Raw genomic sequence first — 20,887 nt, forward strand, 5'->3', positions numbered from 1 at the left:
CGGGCGGCCACAGGCCGCCCGGGCAGTGGCGCTCGCCGGCCGACAGCCCGCCGGTCGCGGCGGTGGGCGAGCGTCGTTCGCTACTTCTTCGCGTCGCAGTCCACCGCGTCGGCGTCGTCGGAGAGCGCACTGCCCTCGGGCAGCAGATAGGTCACCCAGAGCACGACGGGCTCGGCCCCCAGGTTTCGTCCGATGTGGCGGTGATCGGCTCCGGACGGCTCGATGAAGGACGAGCCCGCGGGCGTCACCTCGACCGAGCAGTCGTCCAGAGTGCGCGTCAGTGTCCCGGACTTGACGACGGCGATCAGCTGCCCGCCATGGGTGTGCCAGCCGGTGGAGCCGCCCGGCTCGACGGTAATGGTCCGGAAGGTCACATCGGTGCGGCCGTTCGGGGTCTTCACCTTCAGCTTTCCCGCCGATGTGCCCTTCGCGACCACCGTGCCGCTCACACCGCTGCCGGGTGTGGCGACGGCCGCCGACGGTACGAAGCCGAGCGCGGCCACGCAGCCGCCTATGACCAGAGCCTTGGCGAGTCGCCCCTGCCGTAGCCGCCGCCCGCGGCTGCCCTGCTGTCTGCCGACCTTCACGTACGACTCCTCTGCCTCAGCGTCCCGGAAGCGTCCTGGACATCCCGAACCGGACATCCCAAATACCCCCACGCTACCCGCGAGTTGAGCTGTGGAATCCTCCCGGCCCAGCGGTCACTCGCCGCGAAGTTCGGCGGCGAGCGGCCCGTCACCCGACACCTCGATACGCCCGTCCTCGACGGCCTCGGCGAGCGTCAACTCGCCCTGTCCGAGCGCCAGGCAGACCTCGGCATCGAGTGCGATACGGGCATCGGCGTGGGCGGCAGGCCCATCCCCGTACACGGCCGCACCGGCCATCGCGCTCCCCCTGCCACCGGCACCGCCTCCCGCACCGGCCATCGCACCACCGACGTGCACATGGAACTCACCCTCGTCCAGATGGACTTCGACGACACCCTCATGTGTCAGCCCGTCCAGCGCGCGCAGCAGCGGGAGCGCGAACCAGTGTGCCCGTACCGCATCGGTGGGCCGACGCTCGGCGAGCGCGGGTGCACCCCACTCGGCGAGCGCGGCAAGTACGGGCAGCAGCCCGTGGCCGCGCTCGGTCAGTTCGTAGACCGAGGCCGCGGCGGGCGGCGGAAGCCGGCGGCGGGTGACCAGGCCGCTCTGTTCCATGTCCTTGAGCCGAGAGGCAAGGACGTCCGTACTGACGCCCGGCAGGTCGGCGTGGAGGTCGGTGTAGCGGCGGGGGCCCGCCAGCAGTTCACGGACGATCAGCAGGGTCCACCGGTCGCCCACGGAATCGAGGGAGCGTGCGGTGGCGCAGAACTGGTCGTAACTCCGGCGGCGAGCCGAGCGTGTTGCGGGCTGTTGCTGACGTGGCATGCGACGCAGTCTAGACATGTTGTTGGACTTTCCAAGCCCGAGCTTGGTAAAACCAAGTATCGCAATCAGGTCGGGGAGGCCACCGCATGGAATTCCGGCAGTCCAGCAAGCTCGACGAGGTCTGTTACGAGATCCGGGGCCCGGTCATCGAGCACGCCACCGCCCTGGAGGAGGCGGGTCACAGCGTGCTCCGCCTCAACACGGGCAATCCCGCGCTCTTCGGATTCGAGGCGCCGGAGGAGATCGTCCAGGACATGATCCGGATGCTTCCGCAGGCCCACGGCTACAGCGATTCGCGCGGCATCCTGTCCGCCCGCCGGGCGGTGGCGCAGCGCTACCAGGCCATGGGTCTGACGGATGTCGGGGTCGACGACATCTTCCTCGGCAACGGCGTTTCCGAGCTGATCTCCATGGCCGTCCAGGCACTGCTCGAGGACGGCGACGAGGTGCTGATCCCGTCCCCGGACTATCCGCTGTGGACCGCGGTGGTGACCCTCGCGGGCGGCAAGGCCGTCCACTACACCTGCGACGAGGCCTCGGACTGGAACCCGGACCTCGCGGACATGGCCTCGAAGATCACCGACCGCACCAAGGCCGTCGTAATCATCAACCCGAACAACCCGACCGGCGCCGTCTATCCGCGCGAGGTCCTCGAAGGCATCCTCGATCTGGCGCGCAGGCATGGCCTGATGGTCCTCGCCGACGAGATCTACGACCAGATCCTCTACGATGACGCCGAGCACCACAGCGTGGCGGTCCTCGCCCCCGACCTGGTCTGCCTCACCTTCAGCGGCCTGTCGAAGACGTACCGGGTCGCGGGGTTCCGCTCCGGCTGGATGGTGATCTCCGGCCCGCAGCAGCACGCCCGCAACTATCTGGAGGGGCTGACCACTCTCGCGTCCATGCGCCTGTGCCCCAACGCGCCCGCGCAGTACGCCATCCAGGCGGCGCTCGGTGGCCGGCAGTCCATCCGGGAACTGGTCGCGCCCGGCGGCAGGCTGTACGAGCAGCGCAACCGGGCCTGGGAGAGGCTGAACGAGATTCCCGGCGTGTCGTGCGTGAAGCCGAAGGGCGCGCTGTACGCGTTCCCGCGCATCGACCCGAAGGTGCATCGAATCGTCGACGACGAGAGGTTCGTCCTGGATCTGCTGCTGCGGGAGAAGATCCAGGTCGTACAGGGCACCGGCTTCAACTGGCCGCGGCCCGACCACTTCCGGATCCTGACACTCCCGTACGCTGACGATCTCGACGCGGCGATCAGCCGCATCGGCCGCTTCCTGACCGGATACCGCCAGTGATCGGATGCCCCTGGTGACCTGCCCCGCCTGCCGCGTTCCCGTCCTCACCCAGTTCGCCTCGTTCGAGCTCGTCGGTCCGATCGTGGAGGGCGGACTCGATCCGGCCGCCGACCCCGCCTGGGCGGAGTCGGGCGCGGCATCACCGGCCGAGTATGCGCGCTGGTCAGGTCATCTGTGCGGTATGACCTGCCTGCGCATGGCGCTCGGCGCCGGGGCCCCGTCCCTGTTCGCGCTGCGCGACGGGGCGCTCAAGTACGGCGCGTACACGGAGGATGCGCAGGGGGTGATCCGGGGCCTGATCTACGCCCCCTTCGCAGAGTACGTACAGGAGGCGCACGGCCTCGACGCCACGGTCCACCGCCATCTCTCGTCGCAGGAGATTCTCGGTCTGCTCGACTGCGGCCGGACGGTCATGGCCTCGGTGCACTACGGCATCCGCCATCCGCGGCGGCCCGCTCCGGGGCGGGGCGGGCATCTGGTGCTGCTGACGTCCCGAACGGCCGACGGCACCGGCGTCCACTTCCACAACCCGTCCGGTACGACGGCCACAACGCGTGCCGCGGAGCTTCCGCTGCCCGACTTCGAGCGCTTCTTCGCGGGGCGTGGGGTTTCACTGCCGACGAGTGCGTGACGGCTGGTGCGTGACAGGACGCCCCGGGAAACGGGAGCGGGCCCGGGGGCGTAGCCGGCCCCCGAGCCCTGAGATGCCACCCATTCGGCACGCCGACACTTTTAAGGACCCGTGTCAGGTTTATGTCGCCGCGTCCTGCCTTTAGACGACCGCAGATCGAAGCTCTGCGGGCCGGAGTCGAACCGGCATCTCGACGCCCATGGGCACGGGCCCATTTGATTCGGCGATCGGTGGCGAATGCTGAGTCTGGAGCAAGAGTCTGAGATTGATCGCGGTCTGCCTCTGCCATTTGGGCCACCCCGGCCCGTTCGTGTGCGGGGTACGCACAGAGTGCCGGGGGGAGGACTCGAACCTCCACTGGAACCGCGTCGTCACGACAAGCTTCAGTTTCAGCTTGCGCTCCTCGCGCACCCCGGCCGCGGTGTTGCGGCCGGGGAATCCATGACGGTCACCCGAAGAGGTAACCGAATACCGCATCACCCACCCGCTGGTCGGTGACGTCCACGCCGTTGGCCTCCTCGCGGGCGAACTTCACGGCCTGCTGGAGCTTCTCCACCCTGTCCAGCAGTTCGTTGACCCGCCGCGCGGGAAGGGCTCCGGAGAACTTCACCGTCGTCCAGTACCCGATCGGTATGTCCTCGTAGTACACCTCGACCTGCGCCGGGTGCTTGTCGGTGGCCTCCGCCTTCACATGGTTGCGGGGCACCTTCTTCGTACGAAGAGTCCTCACGGGCTCGGTCTTCCAGGAGTCCGTCGAGGGGTCCTGTGTCCAGGCTTCGGAGGCATCGAGCACCGGCAGCTTGCGAACAAAGGTATTGATGTCCGTCAGCTGCTTCTCCAGGAAGAGCAGATACGACACCGGCACCTCGCTCACGAGCACGCGTCCGTCGACCTTCACATCCGCGCGGGCCGTGCAGTTCGCCCAGTCCTTGGTGGCGGTTACATCGAAGAGCCGGGTCAGGGTCGTCGCGGTCTCCCGCAGCACGTCCTCGGCCTTGATCTGCACCAGGGTCGACTCGGGCGGCAGCTGCTCACCCTCCTCGTCCTTCGGCTGGTACGTCCGGGAGATCCCGGCCAGCAGACCGGTTTTCTGGAGGCCGTGATGCCCCGCCGTCAGGTCCTGGTGGGCCTTGGACTTGACGCCCTTCTCCACTGCGATGATCTGATTGAGTTTCGCCACATCGAGGAAACTAGCAGCGCCGAGTCGGCCGGAGCCAAGGGTTTTCGCGGGGGCGGCCCTTCCAACAGGCCTCCGGAGCCAGGGCCTTCACCGGGCAACCACGCCCACGGGGCGAGCATTCAGCCGGGGAGTGCCGCGGTGAGATCGACCTCGATCAGCTGTCCGGCGAAGCCGAGCTGCGCGACGCCCAGCAGCGTGCTCGCAGTGGTGAACGCGGGCCCGATGACCGAGCCGGTGAGCCGGCGCCAGGCGGCCCCCAGGGCCGTGACGTCGTCGCTGACCACGTAGATCACCGACCGGACGACCGAGGCCGGCTCGGCGCTCACGGCCGCCAAGGCGACAAGAGCATTGGCCACCACCTGATCGATCTGGGCGTCCAGGTCACCCGGCCCCACCAGCGTGCCCGAACGGTCGAGCGGACACTGCCCGGCCAGGTACGCGGTCCGGCCCGCCTCCACCACAGTGATGTGGTGATAGCCGGGTGTGGGGTGCAACTGGTCCGGATTGATCCGGCTGATCTCCGCAGACATACGGGTGAGTATGACAGCCCGAGCCGCGGGGCGCGGCGGAATTCCGTCCGGCCCACAGACCGATCTGTACGGGTGGTTCCCACCGAATGCCCATGTCCTGCCGCTGTCCGGCGGGGACCGCTTGTCACAGTGAGCCCCGCATCTGCGCGCCACCGGCCCACGCACGCTCCTGACGAAGGTCCCCGCCTTGCCCCGCTTCCCCCACTTCACCGGCCCAAAGGGTCTCACCAGCCCGAAGCGGCACACCGCACTCACCGCAGCCGCCGCCCTGGCCGTACTCGCCGTGGGTACGCCCGTCGCGGACGCCACCCTCGGCGACGAAGCCCCCGCCGCCTCGCCGTCGACGGCGTCGGCCGTCGCCACGCGCGGGAAGGCCTACATCGAGACCCGGCTGTTCTTCGGCACCGAACGACCCGACGGAAGACCGGAGGTGACCGATCGTCAATTTCGCGCATACATCGACGAGGAAGTCACTCCGCGCTTTCCGAACGGACCGACCATCCACGACGGCCGGGGACAGTGGCGGGACTTCCACGGGGTGATCGAACGGGAGCGCAGTTACGAACTCACCTTGCTCTACCCGGCATCCGAGGCACGCGTACGCGATGCCCGGATCGAGCGGATCCGCGACGCCTACGAGAAGGCGTACGCCCAGGAGTCGGTGGCCCGGCTCGAAGAGCGCACGACCGCCGACTTCTGACACCACCCGTCACCCCGCCGCGCCGCTCCCCGATCACGTCGCCGTACGGGCTCTGCGCCCGCGCGGCCGATTCAGCCGGCGCGCCAGCCCGTGCACTCCCGCGACGGTCACCGGGAGGAGCGCCAGCGACGCTGCCGCCGTGCCGGCGCCGCCGCTCCCGATGCCGGCCGCCTTCAGCCGCCGCACGGCCCAGAGCGAGTACGGGATGACAACGGTCGGCGCTGTGACGACCCCTGGCGTGTAGCCGCGGTAAGCCAGCGACTGCGCCATGTGGACGACGCCGTGCAGCCCGAATCCGACCAGTACGGTCCGGAAGAACGGGCTGCGGCCGCCGGTGCGCGCCCCGTCCGCCGACGCTGCCGCCATGACCCCGCCCATGAGGCCGATGGCAACGTTGACATCCCGCTGCGAGAGTTCCATCCGCGCCCAGATCCGCTCGGGCACTTTCGGGAATCGCTCCTGGAGTCGCGGTCGGGCGGACCGCGCCCAGCCGGCCATGGTGGCCAGCTCCTCCAGATCGTTGGCCACCCAGGCGGCGAGCAGCCCCCAGGTCACCGCCTTGGAAACCGTTGTCTCCGCCATACCGTGCCCCCATACGTCGCAGTACGATGACCACACCATACAATGCAACGCAACGTTGCGTTGCGTTGCTTCTGTCTGGAGTGCTCATGCCCGATCCGATCGTGAACCGCCGCCCGGGCAAGGGCCCTCGTGCCGCCGAAGCGATCTTCGACAACACGCTGCGTCATCTGGCGGAACGCGGCTACACCGGTCTCACCATCGAGGCCGTCGCCCAGGACTCCGGGGTCAACAAGACGACGATCTACCGCTGGTGGCCCTCGAAACCGGCGCTGTTGCGGGCGGCCCTGATCCATGCCCGGGTCCTCGACATCGGCATCCCCGATACGGGCAGCCTCCGCGGTGATCTGATCGCCCTCACCGAACAGATCATCGACCTGCTCACCAACGGGCGTACAGAACCGGTCGCCCGTGCCATGACCTCGGGTACCGGCCTGCCGGACGACGAACTCGCCGCCCTCACCCGTGACTTCTTCGCCGATCGGTTCTCCCGCGAGCAGCCGGTCTTCGCCCGCGCCACCGCCCGTGGTGAACTTGCCGAGGACGCCGACCCGATGCTGCTGCTGGATCTGACCGCGGGGGCGGTCTGGATGCGGGTACTGCTCCGCCGCGAACCGGTACCGCCGGACTTCGCCCGCGATGTCGTCGATGCCGTGTTGCCTCGCTGAGGGCGGCCCCAGGGCGGTCGGGTACGGTGCCGCGCCCGGGTACCGGACCACATCACATGCGCGGAACAGGGAGCGATCCACATGGGTGCGCCGATACGCCACTACACAGCCATGACGCCGGACGGTGAGGTGTTCACGGTCAACGTGGAACGGGACTTCCGGTACGACCCGTACCGTGACTTCCTGGTCTGTACGCACTGCGGCTGGTCGCCGTCACTCCTGACCATGGAGAAGATCACCGACATGGCCGGGGAACATCTGGCGTCGGCGCACGGCGCCGACCGGGGGCTGTCCCAGCAGGAGGACGAGTCGTTCCGGAAAGCGCGGCTGATCGTACTGCCGATCGTCGTCGTGCTGCTGATCGGTCTCTTCGTCTGTCTGCGGAGCTGAGGGGTCGTCTATCTGCGGAACTGAGACGCTGAGGGCCGGTCCGGGGCCGTCCGGGGTGGTCAGCCTCCGCTGAGTGCCATGACCGCGCCCACCGGGTCGGAATCCGGGGTGGCGCGGGGCCACCAGTCGTCCTCGCCCGGCTCGGATTCGTAGCCGTACCAACGGCCGTCGTGGCCGAAGCGGAGCTGGAGTGCGCCGCTGGGGTGCGTGAGGTGGTTGCGCCAGGGGTGGAAGCGGGGGAAGTCGGCGGCTGCGAGCGCGGGGCGGGCCCGGTCGAAGGGGCCGGCCGGAGGATCCCAGGGCGTTTCGAGGACGGCCAGCCCTTCGGCGCCGCCCTGGCGCCAGGCCGCGACGGCTCGGGCCAGGTCGGTGGGGGTGCGGCCGGTGGCGTACGCCAGCTCGCGGTAGAGGGCGCGGGTGGTTGCGGTGAGTCCGGCGGTGGGACGGGACGCGGCCAGTCGTACCGCGTCCTGCCAGGGGGTGAGGCCGGCGAGCGGGTCGAGGCCGGTGGTGAGGAGCGTGTGCGCACGGGCCGCCGCATCCGTGGCGAGGTGGTCGAGGGCGAGCGGGTCGCGGGCGCCGGGCAGGCTCGGGTACGAGGGTGGCTGCCCGGGATGCGGCAGGACCCGAAGCGGGGCGGGCAGCGGCGGGAGGTAGCGGTCGGCGAGGGCTTCTCGGGCCGGTACGGAGGGAACGGCGGGGGCCGTGGGGCGTTCCATGGCGGAGTGTGCGGCGTTGCGGCGGCCCAGCTCTTCGAGGAGTTCGCGCTCGCCCCGGCCGCGCAGCAGCAGAAGGACGAACGGGTCGGCGTCCAGGAGCCGGGCCATCTGGTAGCAGAGGGCGGCCACATGCTTGCAGGGCCAGCCGTGGTCGGGGCAGGAGCAGCCGGGATCGAGGTCGCCCGCGGCAGGCAGCAGTCCGATACCGGCCTCGGCCGCCGTGTCGGCCAGCGAGTGCGGCATCTCCTTGGCGAGCAGTGCGGCGAGGTGACCGGGACGGGCGGCCACCGTGTCCAGGAAGACGTCCCAGTCGGCGTCGGTGAACGACCGCAGACGCAGCTCGGCGCGGTAGGGGCGCGGGCGGCTGCCGTGGACGTAGGCGACGACCCGTCCGGGGGTGACGGTGATCGCTGCGACGTTGCCACTGTCGGCGTACGTACGGCCGCGGGAGAGCCGTCCCTCGTCCATCGACAGGGACTCCAGGGCGGCCACCCAGGCGCGGCCCCACCAGCTGTCCGCGAAGGGGTCGTCGCCGTCGGACGTGCGGGGCGGCACTGCCTCGAAGGTGCGCCGCAGATCATCGGGGCCGGGGCGCGAGCGTGCGACAGGGCGGGGCTCGGGGCGGGCGTATGAACGGGGCTGGGGACGGGGGCTCATGACGGCCTCCGGAGCGAGACGAGATCGGCCAGGTCACGGTCGCTGAGCTCGGTCAGCGCGGTCTCGCCGGCGCCGAGGATCGCGTCGGCCAGGACCCGCTTGGCCCGCAGCAGCTCGGCGATCCGGTCCTCGACCGTGCCTTCCGCGATCAGCCGGTGCACCTGCACAGGTTGCGTCTGGCCGATGCGGTACGCCCGGTCCGTGGCCTGTTCCTCGACGGCCGGGTTCCACCAGCGGTCGTAGTGGATGACGTGGGCGGCCCTTGTGAGATTCAGTCCGGTGCCTGCCGCCTTGAGGGAGAGCAGGAAGACCGGGACCTCGCCGGACTGGAAGCGGTCCACCATCCGCTCCCGCTCGGCCACCGGCGTACCGCCGTGCAGGAGTTGGGAGGGTATGGCACGCGAGGCGAGGTGGGCGCACAGGAGCCGGGCCATCGTCACGTACTGGGTGAAGATGAGAACGGAGCCGTCCTCGGCGAGGATCGTGTCGAGGAGCTCGTCGAGCAGGGCGAGCTTTCCCGAACGGCCGACGAGGCGGGTCGGTTCCTCCTTCAGATACTGCGCGGGGTGGTTGCAGATCTGCTTGAGCGAGGCCAGCAGCTTCATGATCAGACCGCGGCGGGCGATGCCTTCCGAGGCTTCGATGAACGCCATCGTCTCGCGGACCGCTGCTTCGTAGAGCGTGGCCTGCTCGCGGGTGAGGAAGACGGGGTGGTCGGTCTCCGTCTTGGGCGGCAGCTCGGGGGCGATGCCCGGGTCGGACTTCTTCCGGCGCAGGAGAAAGGGCCGGACCAGCCGGGAAAGCCGTTCGACCGCTTCGTCGTTGGCGAGCCCGGCAGCCGTCCCGGTGTTCTCGACGATACGGGCGTGCCGGGCCCGGAACGCCTTGAGGGGGCCGAGCAGTCCGGGGGTGGTCCAGTCGAGCAGGGCCCACAGCTCGGAGAGGTTGTTCTCCACGGGGGTGCCGGTGAGGGCGACTCTGGCCGGGGCCGGGATGGTGCGCAGCGCCTTCGCCGTGGAGGAGTGCGGGTTCTTCACGTGCTGGGCCTCGTCGGCGACGATCAGTCCCCAGCTGTGGCCGGCGAGTTGCGCCGCGCTCGAACGCATCGTGCCGTAAGTGGTGAGGACGAAGCCGCCGTCGGGTTCGGCGAGTGTGCGGTCGGTGCCGTGGAAGCGGCGCACGGGGACACCGGGGGCGAAGCGGTTGATCTCCCGGTGCCAGTTGCCCAGGAGGGAGGCGGGGCAGACCACCAGGGTGGGCGCGGGATGGGCGCGGTGCAGATGGAGGGCGATGAGGGTGATCGTCTTGCCCAGGCCCATGTCGTCGGCGAGGCAGCCGCCGAGGCCGAGTGAGGTCATCCGGTCCAGCCAGGCGAGGCCGCGCAGTTGGTAGTCGCGGAGCGTGGCGTCCAGGCCGGGTGGCGGGGCGATGGTGGTGTCCTCGGCGGTGATACGGGTACGGAGTGCGGCCAGCGCCCCGATCGGCACCGCTTCGACCTGCTCGCCGTCGACCTCGGCGCTGCCGGTCAGGGCGACGGCGAGGGCGTCGACCGGATCGAGCAGGCCCAACTCCCGCTTGCGTGCCTTGCGTACGAGCGCGGGGTCGACGACGACCCACTGGTCCCGCAGCCGCACCACGGGCCGGTGGGCCTCCGCCAGGACGTCCATCTCCGCCTCGGTGAGCTGCTCGTCGCCCAGCGACAACTGCCAGTTGAAGGCGAAGAGCTGCTCGGCGTCGAAGAACGAGGTGCCGTCGGTGGCCGAGCCGGGTGCGGGCCGTACGACGGCGGCGGCGGTGAGCGACCGGGCGAGCTCTCTGGGCCAGTGGACGCTCACCCCGGCCTCCGCCAGCCGGGCTCCGGCGTCGCTCAGCAGCTCGTACAACTCGTCCTCTTCGAGTGCGAGCACATCGGGCACCGGCTGGTCCAGCAATCGCTCCAGCGGCGCCCAGACGCGGGCGGCACGGCGCAGTGCGAGCACGGCGTCGATCCTGGCCCGCGGACCGAACTGCTCTCCCGCCCCGCCGTTCCACAGTGCGGCGGCGTCGACGACATAGGTCGGGTCGGCCAGGCTGTGCACCTGGGTGATGGCCGCGGCGGCGTGCCGCGCGGCACCGGGCCGGGCATCCGTGCCCGCGCCGGAGGCGCTGTTGCCGTCGGAGGCGTCGCTGCCGTCGGGGCTGTCGTACGTATTGGCCGTGTCGAAGAGCTCGTACGCCGACAGGTCCAGGCGCAGAGACACCCGTACGCCCGCATCGAGGCCGGCCGCGACTTCGACGGCCCAGTCACGGGCGCCCGGCAGATGCTGAGCCTCACGGGCCGCGAAGGGTGCCCCCATCGCGTACGCCGCGGCGGGTGTACGGGGCAGGGTGTCGGCAACCGCGTCGAGGAACGCCCCGAGCAGCCACTCGGGGTCGGGGATCCGGAGCGGTGTGCCGTCCGGGAGCGGGACCGCGTACCCCTCGGCCGGCATGGCGGCGGCGATCGCGCGGAGATGGGCGACGTCCTCGGCATCGCGCGGTCCGGCCCGCCATGCGTCGTGGTCGTCGCCCGTCAGGCCGGGGAGCAGCCTGCCGCGCGCCGCCAGGTTGAGCGCGTGGAGTGCGGCGGCACCCCAGCAGCGGGTGGCGGGGTGGGCGGACTGCTGATGCCGGGCGCGGGCCAGCAACGGCACGGCATCGGACACCGACAGCAGCAGGGCGGGCACCGTACGCCGCCGGACGCCGTCCCGCCGGCCGTGCCTGCGGACGACGGTGATCTCGGCCGCAGTCGCGCCAGGTGCGGAACTCCCAGGGGCTGCGGAGTGTCCGGAGAAGGCATCCGGCTCAGGGAGAGAGCCCTCATCGGGATCCCAGAAGGCAACGCGCCCGTCCCTCGGCAGCGATGCGGGCAGGAAGACCGCGGCACAGCGCATGAGGCGGACAGCCGACGCGTCCAGCTGGTGCTGCGCCGTGATCATCGGTCCCCTCCCGTCCCGCCGCGATCCTCTTGATCGTCTTGATCCCTATGACTCCTGCGAGTCTAGGCGGGGGGTCTGACAACCAGTCGTTCACCCGCGTTCCAGCAGGTCAAATGCGGTATGGACCGGTCCACCGAGCCGACCGGTTCGGCTCAGTGCCTGGCGAGCGGCTTCGGACGAGGAGGCCGCTCGGGCTCGGGGGCGGGAGCGGGAGAGGAAACAGGCGCGGGAGCGGGAGCAGGCGCGGGAGCCACGGACGGCGGCTGCGGCCGTGGACGTGACTGCGGCTGCGGCTGCGCGGAGCGCTGCGGCTGTGCGGGCTGCTGCGGCTGCATCATCGGCTGCTGCTGTACGGAATGCTGCGCCCTCTCCAGGAAGCGAAGCAGCTCCACCGGGAACGGCAGCACCAGGGTGGAGTTCTTCTCGGCCGCGACCGCCACCACCGTCTGCAGCAGGCGCAGCTGGAGCGCGGCCGGCTGGGTGGACATCTCCTTCGCCGCCTCGGCGAGCTTCTTCGACGCCTGGAGCTCGGCGTCCGCGTTGATGACCCGGGCCCGCCTCTCACGGTCGGCCTCGGCCTGGCGGGCCATGGAGCGCTTCATCGTCTCCGGCAGCGACACGTCCTTGATCTCCACCCGGTCGATCTGCACACCCCATCCGACCGCCGGACTGTCGATCATCAGCTCAAGACCCTGATTCAGTTTCTCGCGGTTGGAGAGCAGATCGTCCAGATCGCTCTTGCCGATGATCGACCGCAGTGAGGTCTGCGCCATCTGCGACACCGCGAACCGGTAGTCCTCCACCTGGATCACGGCACTCGCCGCATCGACCACCTTGAAGTAGATGACCGCGTCCACCCGCACCGTCACGTTGTCCCGCGTGATGCCGTCCTGGGCGGGCACCGGCATCGTCACGATCTGCATATTGACCTTACGCAGCCGCTCGACACCGGGGATCACCATGGTGAACCCGGGCCCTCGCACGTCCTCACGGAGCCTGCCGAGCCTCAGCACGACACCCCGCTCGTACTGCTTGACGATCTTGGCCGCAGCCGCCGCGTACAGCCCACACACCGAGGCAGCGGCAACTACTGCGATCACGAGCTCCTGGACCATGACGGCCCCCTGATGAATGCCGGAAACATCGGAATCACTCAAAAAAGTGACTGTTACCACGGTATGCCCAATATCAACCAATATGAACATGGGTCGGGTCCCTCCCGGCGCGGCTGTCGCCCGCCCGGCCGCGCACCGGATGCCGAGTCGCCCGGGAGTAGGCAAGGTGACCAGCGTCAGCACGTTATCCGCGGCGTACGCAGTGCTGACGGATGAGCCGGACGAGACAGACGAGGACCCGCCCATGCCCGTGATCGATCACCGACGTCGCCGTCTCGGCGTCGCAGCCGGGACCGTGCTCCTGACCCTCACCGTCGCGGGCTGCTCCGGCCTCGGCCGGACCGCGGTCGGGCCGGTCACCTATACGACCGAGCGGGACGCCGTGATCAGGGTGAACAGCCCGTCGGTCAGGGGCTGCCACCGGCTCGCTCCCGCGGGCGCCAAGGAAGTGAGCAACGGCACCCTGATCGACATCATCCTGTACCACACACCCGACTGCACTGGTCCGGGTACGACGTACCTCGCGACCACGTTCAACGACGTCAACGGGGCCGACGCCCTCCCGTGGCGCAGCTTCAGCACGGTCCACTGACCGGCGCGCGCCGGGCCGGGAGCACCCGGGCGGTGTCCGTGGAGTCTCGCCCGGTCCATGGGCCGGTCGGCCCAAGTCCTAGCGCTCGGTACCGAAGTGGATGGAGCCGATCTCGGCGGCCTGGATCACCGGGCCGCCGATCCTGGGCGTCCCACTGATCGTGTTGTGCACCTGGCCGGCGCGCCCACGCTCACCCGGAGGAGACGGCAACTCGTCGAGAATGGACCGGAGTTCGGCCGCCGCCTGAGGGTCCGCGGCAAGCCTGCGGCGCAGCCGTGCGCGCCACTCGGCTTCGACATCCCCGATCAGTGCGTCGTCACCTCCGTCCCGCGCGGCGGTCAGCTCGTCGCGCGATGCCTCCAACTCCCCGGCCAGTTCCGCCTCTTCCTCGGGCGTCGCCGCGCCCCGCGCGAAGAACGCCACCAGCCGTTGGCGTGCCTGCCCCCAGGAATCGGCCACCATGTGCTGTACGAGCGCCGTTGCCCCCGACGCCGCCAATGCCACCAACTCGGCCTCCACCTGGCCCCCTTCGACCGTTGCGTACACACACCGTCGGCCACCACCGTATCTGCCGACGGCCCGGCACCGGGCAACATCCGCGGATGCCGTCCGGTGCCGGGTCGTCAACCGGAACGAGAACCGGTGCATGCCGTTATGCGCGCCTGCGGACCAGCGCGAGCAGATCCGCCGTCCGCTCCCGCCGCTCCCGGGCGATCAGGACGAGCAGCACGATGAGCAGCGCGGGCATGATCGCGTTCACCCGGTCGAGCAGCGTCAGTTGAACGATGGAGGCACCGGCCATCAGTCCGCAGAAGGCCATGGCCGCCACTCCGGCCAGGAGCGGGATCAGCAGGGCGACGGCGCCCGCCATCTCCAGACCACCGATGGTGTACATCGCGGCCTGGTTCCAGCCCATCCGCTCGAAGGACTCGATCGCCGTCTCATTGGCAATGAGCTTGGCGAACGCACTGAACCCGAAGAACAGGGCGAGTACCACCCGTGCGGCGGTCAGCGCGACGGCACCGCGGCTGCGGCCACCGGCTACTGCGTCAGCAGGGGCGGCGGGGGAGGCGCTACGGGACAGCATGGATTCGGACATCCGGGTCTCCTCGGTAAGGCTTCGCACGGCGTTGCTCACGAAGAGGTAGACCCGTCCACGGTCCGGAACTCATCGCTTCCCGGACCGCGGATCTGTTCCATGCGAGGCTACTCGGGCACGGCCCGCACCCATGTCCCGTCATCCGTGAGATACCGGTCGACGGTCAGACCGGCCGCCTCCAGGTGCTTCTCGAACTCCTCCTTCGACAGCGCCCGCGACAGGAACGTGTGGGACCATCGCGCATCGTCGAAGAGGTACTCGGCATGCACCGAGTCCACCCCGTCCCCCACGGGCTCCGAGGAGACGATCCGCACGGTGAAACCGCCCGGATCGACCCGCTCCCGCGGCAGATCGGTGTGGTAGTCGGGGCCCTCGCGCTGGATGAGTACGACTCCGCCGTCCTTGACATGTTTCCGGCAGGCCCGCAGCATCCCCGCACGCACCCGGTCCTCGCTCGTGTGCACCAGGAACGACGCCAGCATCACCACGTCGAACCTCTCGTCGCCCAGGTCCAGCGACTCGATGGGGCTCTGCACGGTGCGGGCGCCCCGTACGTGCTCCAGCATCTGTGCCGACTCGTCGACGGCGGTGACGTCGAAGCCTCGCTCGATCAGCGGATGGGTCACCCGGCCCGCCCCGCAGCCCAGCTCCAGAATGCTCGCCCCGGCGGGCACGGCCGCCGCGATCACCTCCGGTTCATCGCCGACGGACAGTCGCCTGTACAGCTCGACCGCACAGCCGTCCGGCGTGATCGCGCCGGGGCCCGTACCTGAATAACCCTCACGCACCAGTCGTTCACTCATGTGCAGCTGAACGAACGGCCGTTGGCGGACGTTCCTGCCACGCCGCCCCCACCCCCGCACACAACTACCCCTGTCGCAACGGCCGGCGGGCGACCAGGGCCGCGCTGATGTGCTGGAGATCGGCCGGGCGGGCCGGGGGAGACCGGTCAGCCGGTCGGTGCGGCAGATGCGACAGGGCGGCCGAAACCGCCTCCGGTTCGGCGGTCTTTGCCGCGGCCGTGACGGGAACCGCGGCCGCGCGGGTCGCTTCGTCGATCAGTGCGCACAGGCCTGCGGGGCCGTGTACTGACCGATTGTCGGCACCGAAGCCGTAATGGCCGAACCGTCAGTACACCGGGTAGCGGTCGGCCGGCCACACGACCGCGTGCTCGAACTCCACGCACAGATCGTCGGCCACCTCGGTGATCACCGCCCGCCCTTCGGTCGCCACCAGCCAGGACGGCGGAAGGTGTACATCCCCGTGGCGCGCGCCGAGCAGATTGCCGCAGACCGCACCGGTGGAGTCGCTGTCGCCCGAGTGGTTGACCGAGAGCAGCAGCGACTGGGCCACCTGATCTGCACCCGGCAGCACCAGGACGCAGTACACGGCGATGGCAAGGGCCTCCTCGGCGACCCAGCCCGCGCCCAGCGTCTCCACCTTCTCGGCGCTCGGCTCGCCCTCGGCGGCCAGGTCGACGGCCGCGCGCAGCGCCTTCGTCGTCTCCTCGTGCCCCGGGTGGCGGCCCAGCAGCTCCATGGCCCGCAGCACCGCGCCCGCCATCGAGTCACCCTCCAGGAGATGGGCGACGATCGCGGCGAACGCCCCGGCCGCATACGCACCGGTCGGGTGGCCGTGGGTGATCTGCGCGCACCAGTAGGCGAGCCGGAAGACCACCTCGGCGTCTTCGCCCACCAGTCCGAAGGGGGCGGACCGCATCACCGTGCCGCACCCCTTGGACCCGGTGTTGACGGGGCCGGGCTCGCCGAGCCGTCCTGTCGGTTCGGGGACATGACCGGTCGCGAGCCCCGTCAGACAGGCGTTGCCGGGGGCCCTGCGCGCGTACAGCCAGGGCTGCTGCCTGAGCCAGCCGGTCCGTGCCGGGTTGTCGCCGCCGCGGGCCGGCGGAGCGGGGTGGTTCTGGGTGTCCAGCCAGCGCAGATAGGCGTTCCGCACGATCCCGATCTCGGCGCCGCCGATGCCCTTCGACATCGTCCGGGAATGGGCCCTGATCAGCCCTTCGGCCGTGAACAGGGTCATCTGCGTATCGTCCGTGACACGTCCGACGACCCCCTCGTCGTCCGCGAGAAGTCCCTGTACGCCTTGCTCACCGTGCGCGCGGCGGATACCTGCGAGCGAGAGGAACTCCACCGGGTTGCCCAGGGCGTCTCCGATCGCCCCGCCAAGCAGACAGCCCCGGACCCTCGACCTGCGGCCGGTACGGTCCCCCCACGATGTGCCGTTCACGCACGATCCCCTCAATCCGACGTCGACAAGTCGCAAAACGCCGCCGCGGGTCCATCCTGGTAGGAGAGGCGATCGCCATGCGTACCGGTAATGAACCGACGACTGCCCGCAGTCCTCTGCGGCTGCGGCTCTGCCTGAGTCTATGGGGGCTGGCCTGGGCCGTCTTCGGCCTGACGGTCTTCACGCTGACCGACCGCCCGGGCTGGGCCGCGGCCTGCGGTCTGCTGCTCCTGCTGGTCCTCGTCGACATCGCGGTGATCATCCATCACATCCACCAGGGCCCGCACTACCAGCCTGGCCGCAATATCCCGCCGTACGAACCCGACCACGGCGGACGCGGCAGGTACGGGCACTGACGCAGACGCGCCGAGGCCGGGACAGGCTCCGGTGCACGCCCGGGCCCGGCGGTGGGCGTCAGTCCTCCGTGCGGAAGCGGGCCGCCTTCAGGTACTCCGGCTTCGGGTCGAGTGCGGCGGCCAGCCTGAAGTGGCGGGCGGCCCGGTCGAAGCGGCCGGAGCGCTCGAAGGTGCGGGCGAGCGCGAAGTGCGCGAAGGCATTGTCCGGTTCGCGCTCCAGGACGAGTTCGAATTCGAGCTCGGCAGGACGCAGTTGGGCGGCGGCGAAGAAGGCACGGGCCCGCAGCAGCCGGGCGGCCGTGTTCTCCGGATGGGATGCGATCACCGAGTCCAGGAGCTTGACCGCGCCCCGGGGGTCGCGCGCCGCCAACAGGTGTTCGGCCGCGCGGAAGTCGATGATGTTGGTTTCCGGGGTCCTCTCGGGCACGATCGCATCCTTCCCTTCGCTACCGGGTTCTCAATGTCCGGCCGGTGTCCGGTATTCCGGTACGGAAATCAGCCGGCCGCGGCCCGCTGAGTCAGCTCCGACCAGACCTTGCGGACCTGCGGCTCCAGTTCCTCCAGCGGTCCGTCGTTGTCGACGATCAGATCAGCCACGGCACGCCGCTGCTCCCGGGTGGCCTGCGCGTCCATGCGGGCGCGGGCTTCGGACTCGGTCATGCCGCGCAGCCGTACCAGCCGGTCGAGCTGGGTCTCGGGACTGGCGTCCACGACGACCACCAGGTCGTACAGCGGGGCGAGGCCGTTCTCGGCGAGGAGGGGGACGTCATGGACGACGACCGAGTCGGGGCCCACGGCCCGCTCCAGCTCGGCGGAACGGGCGCCGACCAGCGGGTGGACGATCGCGTTGAGGGTGGCGAGCCGGTCGGCGTCGGAGAAGACGATCGAGCCGAGCTTCGGCCGGTCCAGGGTGCCTTCGGTAGTGAGGATGCCGGCACCGAACGCGTCGACGACGGCCGCGAGCCCGGGGGTCCCCGGCTCGACGACCTCCCGGGCGATGCGGTCCGCGTCGATCAGCACGGCTCCGTATCCCACGAGCAGCCGTGACACTTCACTTTTGCCGGCGCCGATCCCGCCGGTCAGGCCCACCTTCAGCATGCCGGGCAGCCTAGTACGAGGGTGACCGGGGCGGCCGGTCAGGCGTCCCCCTCGCGCTCCGCGAGGAACCGCTCGAATTCGAGACCGATCTCGTCGGCGGACGGCAGGTCGACCGGCTCGGCGACCAGATTGCCCCGGGTCTCGGAGCCCGCGACCGCGTCGTACTGGTGCTCAAGGCCCTCCACGAGCGAAACGAGCTCCTCGTCGCCCTGGTCGATCTGCCGGGCGATCTCCGTCTGGGTGCGGTGGGCCTCCGTGCGCAGCGCATGGGCGATCGTCGGCAGGACCAGGCCGGTCGCGGCCGTGATCGACTCCAGGGCGGTGAGCGCCGAGTCGGGGTAGGCGGAGCGGGCGACGTAGTGCGGCACATGGGCGGCGACACCAAGGACGTCGTGTCCGGCCTCCATCAGCCGGTACTCCACCAGTGCCTCGGCGGATCCGGGCACCTGCGCCTCGTCGAACGGACTGCGGTGGCCGGGCATGAGGTCCGTGCGGTTGCCGTGCGGGGTGATGCCGACGGGGCGGGTGTGCGGGACGCCCATCGGGATGCCGTGGAAGTTCACCGCGAGGCGGACACCGAGGCGCTCGACGATCTGCTCGACAGCGGCGGCGAAGCGCTCCCACTCCACGTCCGGCTCGGGCCCGGAAAGCAGCAGAAAGGGCGCGCCGGTGGCGTCCTGGACGACCCGTACGTCGAGCGTCGGGGTCTCGTACGCGGCCCAGCGGTCGCGCCGGAAGGTCAGCAGCGGGCGCCGTGCGCGGTAGTCGACGAGCCGGTCGTGGTCGAAGCTGGCGACGACCTGGTGCGGCAGCGTTTCGAGCAGACCGTCGACGATCTGCTCACCGGTCTCACCCGCGTCGATGTATCCGTCGAAGTGGTAGAGCATGACCAGGCCGGCCGACTCCTGGGCGAGCGCCATGTCGACGACGGCCAGTCCCTTCGGCTCCCATTCGTACAAACTCTGCGGATCAGGCACGGTTACCGCTCCTCCTCGTGTTCTTGGAGAGGAACGCCCGGCGCGGCACGGGCATTCCCGGACCGTGCCCCCTCACCCGGCGTTTCATGCCAGAACTTGGACCGACTGTCACCGTCATACGAGAACGCGGGTGTGCAACGCCGTCACCATCTTCCGCGCGGACGTGAACGCCCCGTGCTGCCAGGCGTCCACGTAGCTCAGGCAGTCACCGGCGAAATCGCCCTTGCCGGGCGCGTGAAAGGCGGATTCACGGCTTGCCGCCTGAGCTGTGGGGGGGGCGAGGCCCGAGGCCCGCCCATGGTCGCGAACATCGCGGCCGCACCACCTGTGATCCCTCCGTTGCGCAGAAACGTGCGGCGGCTCGCGCCCGGCACCACAGGCGAGTTGCGCGAAGTGTGCGTCATGTCCAGGCCCCGCTTCGGAAGTTGAGGTTGCCGGGATCCTGGCAAGGGTGTACTACGAGCCGTCAGTTACTCGTGCATCCCACACGTTTCTCTCCGTTCACCTCGCTCGACGCCACCACGAACAATGGTCCAGACCTTGACATGACCACACCTCACGCCTACCGTCGCTGGGCAGCAAGTTCAGAGACTCGCCCCACGTTCACGTACGAGAACTCTCGAACTCCTTCGACGGGAAGGCACCCCCATGCGCACCCGCACGCTGCTCCCCGCTCTGCTGGCCAGCGCGCTCGCCACCGGCGGCCTCGCCCTCGCCTCCGCCCCCACCGCGGACGCGGCGACGGTCATCGATGTGAGCACCGCCGCCCAGCTCAAGTCCGCCCTCACCGCCGCGGCCCCCGGCGACACCATCCACCTCACCGACGGCACCTACACCGGCAACTTCAAGACGGCCGTCCCCGGCACCGCTTCCGCCCGGATCACCCTCACCGGCTCCGCCAAGGCAGTCCTCACGGCCGGCGGCGGCTACGGGCTGCACCTCAACGGCGCCTCCTACTGGACCGTCCAGGGCATCACCGTCACCGGCGGCCAGAAAGGCATCATGGCCGACGCCGCCACCGGGGTCGTGATCGATTCGGTGACCGTGCACGATCTGGACATGGAGGGCATCCACTTCCGCAAGTCCAGCAAGAACGGCGTCATCAAGAACTCGCGGATCTACGACACCGGGCACGACGGCCGCGGCATGGGCGAGGGCGTCTATGTCGGCACGGCGGGCGATCTCTCCGACAGGAGCGACCGGGTCCAGATCCTGAACAACACGATAGGACCGGGGGTCGGCGGCGAGAACGTCGACATCAAGGAGGGCACGACCGGGGCGCAGATCATCGGCAATACCTTCGACGGCAGCGGGCTGACCAGCGCCAACTACGACGACTCCTGGGTCGACGTGAAGGGCAACGACGTCCTGGTCGAGGGCAACAAGGGCTCCCGTACGAACAACAACGGCTACGAGACCCACACCCAGCAGAGCGGCTGGGGCTGCGGCGCCGTATTCCGCAACAACACCTCGGACCTGACCGGCTCCGCGGGTGACAAGCAGGTCGCGTTCAACGTGACCAACTACAGCGCGAGCTGTCCGGCCACCGTCTACAGCAGCAACACGATGACCGGCGGCAAGGGCCTGACCAACATCGCCGTCACGCCGTAACCACGCCGCAGATACGAGTGAGGCCCGCTCCCCAAAGGGAGCGGGCCTCACTTTCAGCTACTGCAGCCGAT

Annotated in this window: 23 protein-coding genes and 2 pseudogenes; 8 read left to right on the plus strand and 17 right to left on the minus strand. The window is 69.8% G+C overall.

What is annotated here, in order from left to right; all coding sequences use genetic code 11:
* Window positions 1-80: 80 nt before the first annotated feature.
* Both ABTZ94_RS20885 and ABTZ94_RS20890 read right to left on the minus strand, forming a co-directional pair.
* Window positions 81-587: a cupin domain-containing protein gene (locus tag ABTZ94_RS20885; RefSeq protein ID WP_351202550.1), complete on the minus strand. Its 507-nt coding sequence runs from the start codon at window positions 585-587 to the stop codon at window positions 81-83.
* Between the two features lie 114 nt (window positions 588-701).
* Window positions 702-1,412 (minus strand): winged helix-turn-helix transcriptional regulator, encoded by a 711-nt coding sequence (locus tag ABTZ94_RS20890; RefSeq protein WP_351202551.1) that lies wholly within the window; start codon window positions 1,410-1,412, stop codon window positions 702-704.
* Between the two features lie 86 nt (window positions 1,413-1,498).
* Between ABTZ94_RS20890 and ABTZ94_RS20895 the strand changes: the two genes are divergently transcribed.
* Window positions 1,499-2,710 carry a pyridoxal phosphate-dependent aminotransferase gene (locus tag ABTZ94_RS20895; protein WP_351202552.1) on the plus strand — a complete coding sequence of 404 codons (1,212 nt, stop codon included), beginning with the start codon at window positions 1,499-1,501 and terminating at the stop codon, window positions 2,708-2,710.
* A gap of 13 nt (window positions 2,711-2,723) precedes the next feature.
* Window positions 2,724-3,341: a cysteine peptidase family C39 domain-containing protein gene (locus ABTZ94_RS20900; protein WP_351202576.1), complete on the plus strand. Its 618-nt coding sequence runs from the start codon at window positions 2,724-2,726 to the stop codon at window positions 3,339-3,341.
* 331 nt (window positions 3,342-3,672) lie between these two features.
* Here the strand turns inward: ABTZ94_RS20900 and ABTZ94_RS20905 are convergent.
* From ABTZ94_RS20905 to ABTZ94_RS20915, 3 genes and pseudogenes are all read right to left on the minus strand, one after another.
* A pseudogene (locus tag ABTZ94_RS20905) lies at window positions 3,673-3,758 on the minus strand.
* A gap of 31 nt (window positions 3,759-3,789) precedes the next feature.
* Entirely contained in the window at window positions 3,790-4,521 is a 732-nt protein-coding gene (locus tag ABTZ94_RS20910; RefSeq protein ID WP_351202553.1) for a DUF7873 family protein, read from the minus strand.
* A 119-nt stretch (window positions 4,522-4,640) separates the two neighbouring features.
* Window positions 4,641-5,051, minus strand: coding sequence for a RidA family protein (locus ABTZ94_RS20915; RefSeq protein ID WP_351202554.1), 411 nt, complete (start codon window positions 5,049-5,051; stop codon window positions 4,641-4,643).
* Between the two features lie 187 nt (window positions 5,052-5,238).
* Between ABTZ94_RS20915 and ABTZ94_RS20920 the strand changes: the two genes are divergently transcribed.
* Window positions 5,239-5,751, plus strand: a complete 513-nt coding sequence (locus ABTZ94_RS20920) for a DUF3574 domain-containing protein (protein ID WP_351202555.1) — start codon at window positions 5,239-5,241, stop codon at window positions 5,749-5,751.
* Between the two features lie 33 nt (window positions 5,752-5,784).
* On the opposite strand, the gene ABTZ94_RS20925 is transcribed toward ABTZ94_RS20920, so the two are convergent.
* A complete protein-coding gene (locus tag ABTZ94_RS20925) occupies window positions 5,785-6,333 on the minus strand; it encodes an HXXEE domain-containing protein (RefSeq protein ID WP_351202556.1) in 549 nt (182 codons plus the stop codon).
* An 86-nt stretch (window positions 6,334-6,419) separates the two neighbouring features.
* On the opposite strand from ABTZ94_RS20925, the gene ABTZ94_RS20930 reads away from it, so the two are divergent.
* Window positions 6,420-6,998: a TetR/AcrR family transcriptional regulator gene (locus ABTZ94_RS20930; RefSeq protein ID WP_351202557.1), complete on the plus strand. Its 579-nt coding sequence runs from the start codon at window positions 6,420-6,422 to the stop codon at window positions 6,996-6,998.
* Between the two features lie 81 nt (window positions 6,999-7,079).
* The gene (locus ABTZ94_RS20935; RefSeq protein WP_351202558.1) at window positions 7,080-7,388 is read left to right on the plus strand and encodes a hypothetical protein; all 309 of its coding nucleotides are present in this window, start codon (window positions 7,080-7,082) and stop codon (window positions 7,386-7,388) included.
* A gap of 59 nt (window positions 7,389-7,447) precedes the next feature.
* On the opposite strand, the gene ABTZ94_RS20940 is transcribed toward ABTZ94_RS20935, so the two are convergent.
* The 3 genes from ABTZ94_RS20940 to ABTZ94_RS20950 all read right to left on the minus strand — a co-directional run bounded on the left by ABTZ94_RS20940 (window position 7,448) and on the right by ABTZ94_RS20950 (window position 12,836).
* Window positions 7,448-8,764 (minus strand): SWIM zinc finger family protein, encoded by a 1,317-nt coding sequence (locus tag ABTZ94_RS20940; protein ID WP_351202559.1) that lies wholly within the window; start codon window positions 8,762-8,764, stop codon window positions 7,448-7,450.
* Window positions 8,761-11,721 (minus strand): SCO1167/SCO6262 family helicase, encoded by a 2,961-nt coding sequence (locus tag ABTZ94_RS20945; RefSeq protein WP_351202560.1) that lies wholly within the window; start codon window positions 11,719-11,721, stop codon window positions 8,761-8,763. The genes ABTZ94_RS20940 and ABTZ94_RS20945 overlap by 4 nt, the downstream gene beginning before the upstream one ends.
* 152 nt (window positions 11,722-11,873) lie before the next feature.
* On the minus strand, window positions 11,874-12,836 hold the full coding sequence (locus ABTZ94_RS20950) for a slipin family protein (RefSeq protein WP_351202561.1): 963 nt from the start codon (window positions 12,834-12,836) through the stop codon (window positions 11,874-11,876).
* A 244-nt stretch (window positions 12,837-13,080) separates the two neighbouring features.
* On the opposite strand from ABTZ94_RS20950, the gene ABTZ94_RS20955 reads away from it, so the two are divergent.
* Window positions 13,081-13,428 (plus strand): hypothetical protein, encoded by a 348-nt coding sequence (locus ABTZ94_RS20955; protein ID WP_351202562.1) that lies wholly within the window; start codon window positions 13,081-13,083, stop codon window positions 13,426-13,428.
* A gap of 78 nt (window positions 13,429-13,506) precedes the next feature.
* Here ABTZ94_RS20955 and ABTZ94_RS20960 read toward each other — a convergent pair whose 3' ends face one another.
* The 4 genes from ABTZ94_RS20960 to ABTZ94_RS20975 form a co-directional block, all read right to left on the minus strand.
* Window positions 13,507-13,974 carry a hypothetical protein gene (locus tag ABTZ94_RS20960; protein WP_351202563.1) on the minus strand — a complete coding sequence of 156 codons (468 nt, stop codon included), beginning with the start codon at window positions 13,972-13,974 and terminating at the stop codon, window positions 13,507-13,509.
* A gap of 106 nt (window positions 13,975-14,080) precedes the next feature.
* The gene (locus tag ABTZ94_RS20965; protein WP_351202564.1) at window positions 14,081-14,527 is read right to left on the minus strand and encodes a DoxX family protein; all 447 of its coding nucleotides are present in this window, start codon (window positions 14,525-14,527) and stop codon (window positions 14,081-14,083) included.
* 107 nt (window positions 14,528-14,634) lie between these two features.
* Window positions 14,635-15,330, minus strand: a complete 696-nt coding sequence (locus ABTZ94_RS20970; RefSeq protein WP_351202565.1) for a class I SAM-dependent methyltransferase — start codon at window positions 15,328-15,330, stop codon at window positions 14,635-14,637.
* Window positions 15,331-15,655: 325 nt separating this feature from the next.
* On the minus strand, window positions 15,656-16,774 hold the full coding sequence (locus ABTZ94_RS20975; RefSeq protein ID WP_351202566.1) for an ADP-ribosylglycohydrolase family protein: 1,119 nt from the start codon (window positions 16,772-16,774) through the stop codon (window positions 15,656-15,658).
* Between the two features lie 77 nt (window positions 16,775-16,851).
* On the opposite strand from ABTZ94_RS20975, the gene ABTZ94_RS20980 reads away from it, so the two are divergent.
* Complete coding sequence (locus tag ABTZ94_RS20980; protein ID WP_351202567.1) at window positions 16,852-17,130, plus strand: DUF6343 family protein; 279 nt, start codon at window positions 16,852-16,854, stop codon at window positions 17,128-17,130.
* Window positions 17,131-17,188: 58 nt separating this feature from the next.
* Here ABTZ94_RS20980 and ABTZ94_RS20985 read toward each other — a convergent pair whose 3' ends face one another.
* The 4 genes and pseudogenes from ABTZ94_RS20985 to ABTZ94_RS37915 form a co-directional block, all read right to left on the minus strand.
* Complete coding sequence (locus tag ABTZ94_RS20985; protein WP_351202568.1) at window positions 17,189-17,557, minus strand: tetratricopeptide repeat protein; 369 nt, start codon at window positions 17,555-17,557, stop codon at window positions 17,189-17,191.
* A 68-nt stretch (window positions 17,558-17,625) separates the two neighbouring features.
* Window positions 17,626-18,228, minus strand: a complete 603-nt coding sequence (coaE, locus tag ABTZ94_RS20990; protein ID WP_351202569.1) for a dephospho-CoA kinase — start codon at window positions 18,226-18,228, stop codon at window positions 17,626-17,628.
* 38 nt (window positions 18,229-18,266) lie between these two features.
* Window positions 18,267-19,205: a PAC2 family protein gene (locus ABTZ94_RS20995; RefSeq protein WP_351202570.1), complete on the minus strand. Its 939-nt coding sequence runs from the start codon at window positions 19,203-19,205 to the stop codon at window positions 18,267-18,269.
* 114 nt (window positions 19,206-19,319) lie between these two features.
* Window positions 19,320-19,609, minus strand: a pseudogene (locus ABTZ94_RS37915) (hypothetical protein).
* 244 nt (window positions 19,610-19,853) lie between these two features.
* Between ABTZ94_RS37915 and ABTZ94_RS21000 the strand changes: the two are divergent.
* Complete coding sequence (locus ABTZ94_RS21000) at window positions 19,854-20,816, plus strand: right-handed parallel beta-helix repeat-containing protein (RefSeq protein WP_351202571.1); 963 nt, start codon at window positions 19,854-19,856, stop codon at window positions 20,814-20,816.
* The last annotated feature ends 71 nt before the right edge of the window (window positions 20,817-20,887 follow it).

The sequence above is a fragment of the Streptomyces sp. NPDC002785 genome (assembly GCF_040295565.1).
GTDB lineage: Bacteria > Actinomycetota > Actinomycetes > Streptomycetales > Streptomycetaceae > Streptomyces.

Bases quoted from the DNA above. Each gene is read 5' to 3' on its own strand.
- ABTZ94_RS20890 (WP_351202551.1), bottom strand. From the start codon at position 1,412: ATGCCACGTCAGCAACAGCCCGCAACACGCTCGGCTCGCCGCCGGAGT.
- ABTZ94_RS20895 (WP_351202552.1), top strand. From the start codon at position 1,499: ATGGAATTCCGGCAGTCCAGCAAGCTCGACGAGGTCTGTTACGAGATC.
- ABTZ94_RS20915 (WP_351202554.1), bottom strand. From the start codon at position 5,051: ATGTCTGCGGAGATCAGCCGGATCAATCCGGACCAGTTGCACCCCACA.
- ABTZ94_RS20925 (WP_351202556.1), bottom strand. From the start codon at position 6,333: ATGGCGGAGACAACGGTTTCCAAGGCGGTGACCTGGGGGCTGCTCGCC.
- ABTZ94_RS20930 (WP_351202557.1), top strand. From the start codon at position 6,420: ATGCCCGATCCGATCGTGAACCGCCGCCCGGGCAAGGGCCCTCGTGCC.
- ABTZ94_RS20935 (WP_351202558.1), top strand. From the start codon at position 7,080: ATGGGTGCGCCGATACGCCACTACACAGCCATGACGCCGGACGGTGAG.
- ABTZ94_RS20940 (WP_351202559.1), bottom strand. From the start codon at position 8,764: ATGAGCCCCCGTCCCCAGCCCCGTTCATACGCCCGCCCCGAGCCCCGC.
- ABTZ94_RS20945 (WP_351202560.1), bottom strand. From the start codon at position 11,721: ATGATCACGGCGCAGCACCAGCTGGACGCGTCGGCTGTCCGCCTCATG.
- ABTZ94_RS20950 (WP_351202561.1), bottom strand. From the start codon at position 12,836: ATGGTCCAGGAGCTCGTGATCGCAGTAGTTGCCGCTGCCTCGGTGTGT.
- ABTZ94_RS20955 (WP_351202562.1), top strand. From the start codon at position 13,081: ATGCCCGTGATCGATCACCGACGTCGCCGTCTCGGCGTCGCAGCCGGG.
- ABTZ94_RS20965 (WP_351202564.1), bottom strand. From the start codon at position 14,527: ATGTCCGAATCCATGCTGTCCCGTAGCGCCTCCCCCGCCGCCCCTGCT.
- ABTZ94_RS20970 (WP_351202565.1), bottom strand. From the start codon at position 15,330: ATGAGTGAACGACTGGTGCGTGAGGGTTATTCAGGTACGGGCCCCGGC.
- ABTZ94_RS20980 (WP_351202567.1), top strand. From the start codon at position 16,852: ATGCGTACCGGTAATGAACCGACGACTGCCCGCAGTCCTCTGCGGCTG.
- coaE (WP_351202569.1), bottom strand. From the start codon at position 18,228: ATGCTGAAGGTGGGCCTGACCGGCGGGATCGGCGCCGGCAAAAGTGAA.
- ABTZ94_RS21000 (WP_351202571.1), top strand. From the start codon at position 19,854: ATGCGCACCCGCACGCTGCTCCCCGCTCTGCTGGCCAGCGCGCTCGCC.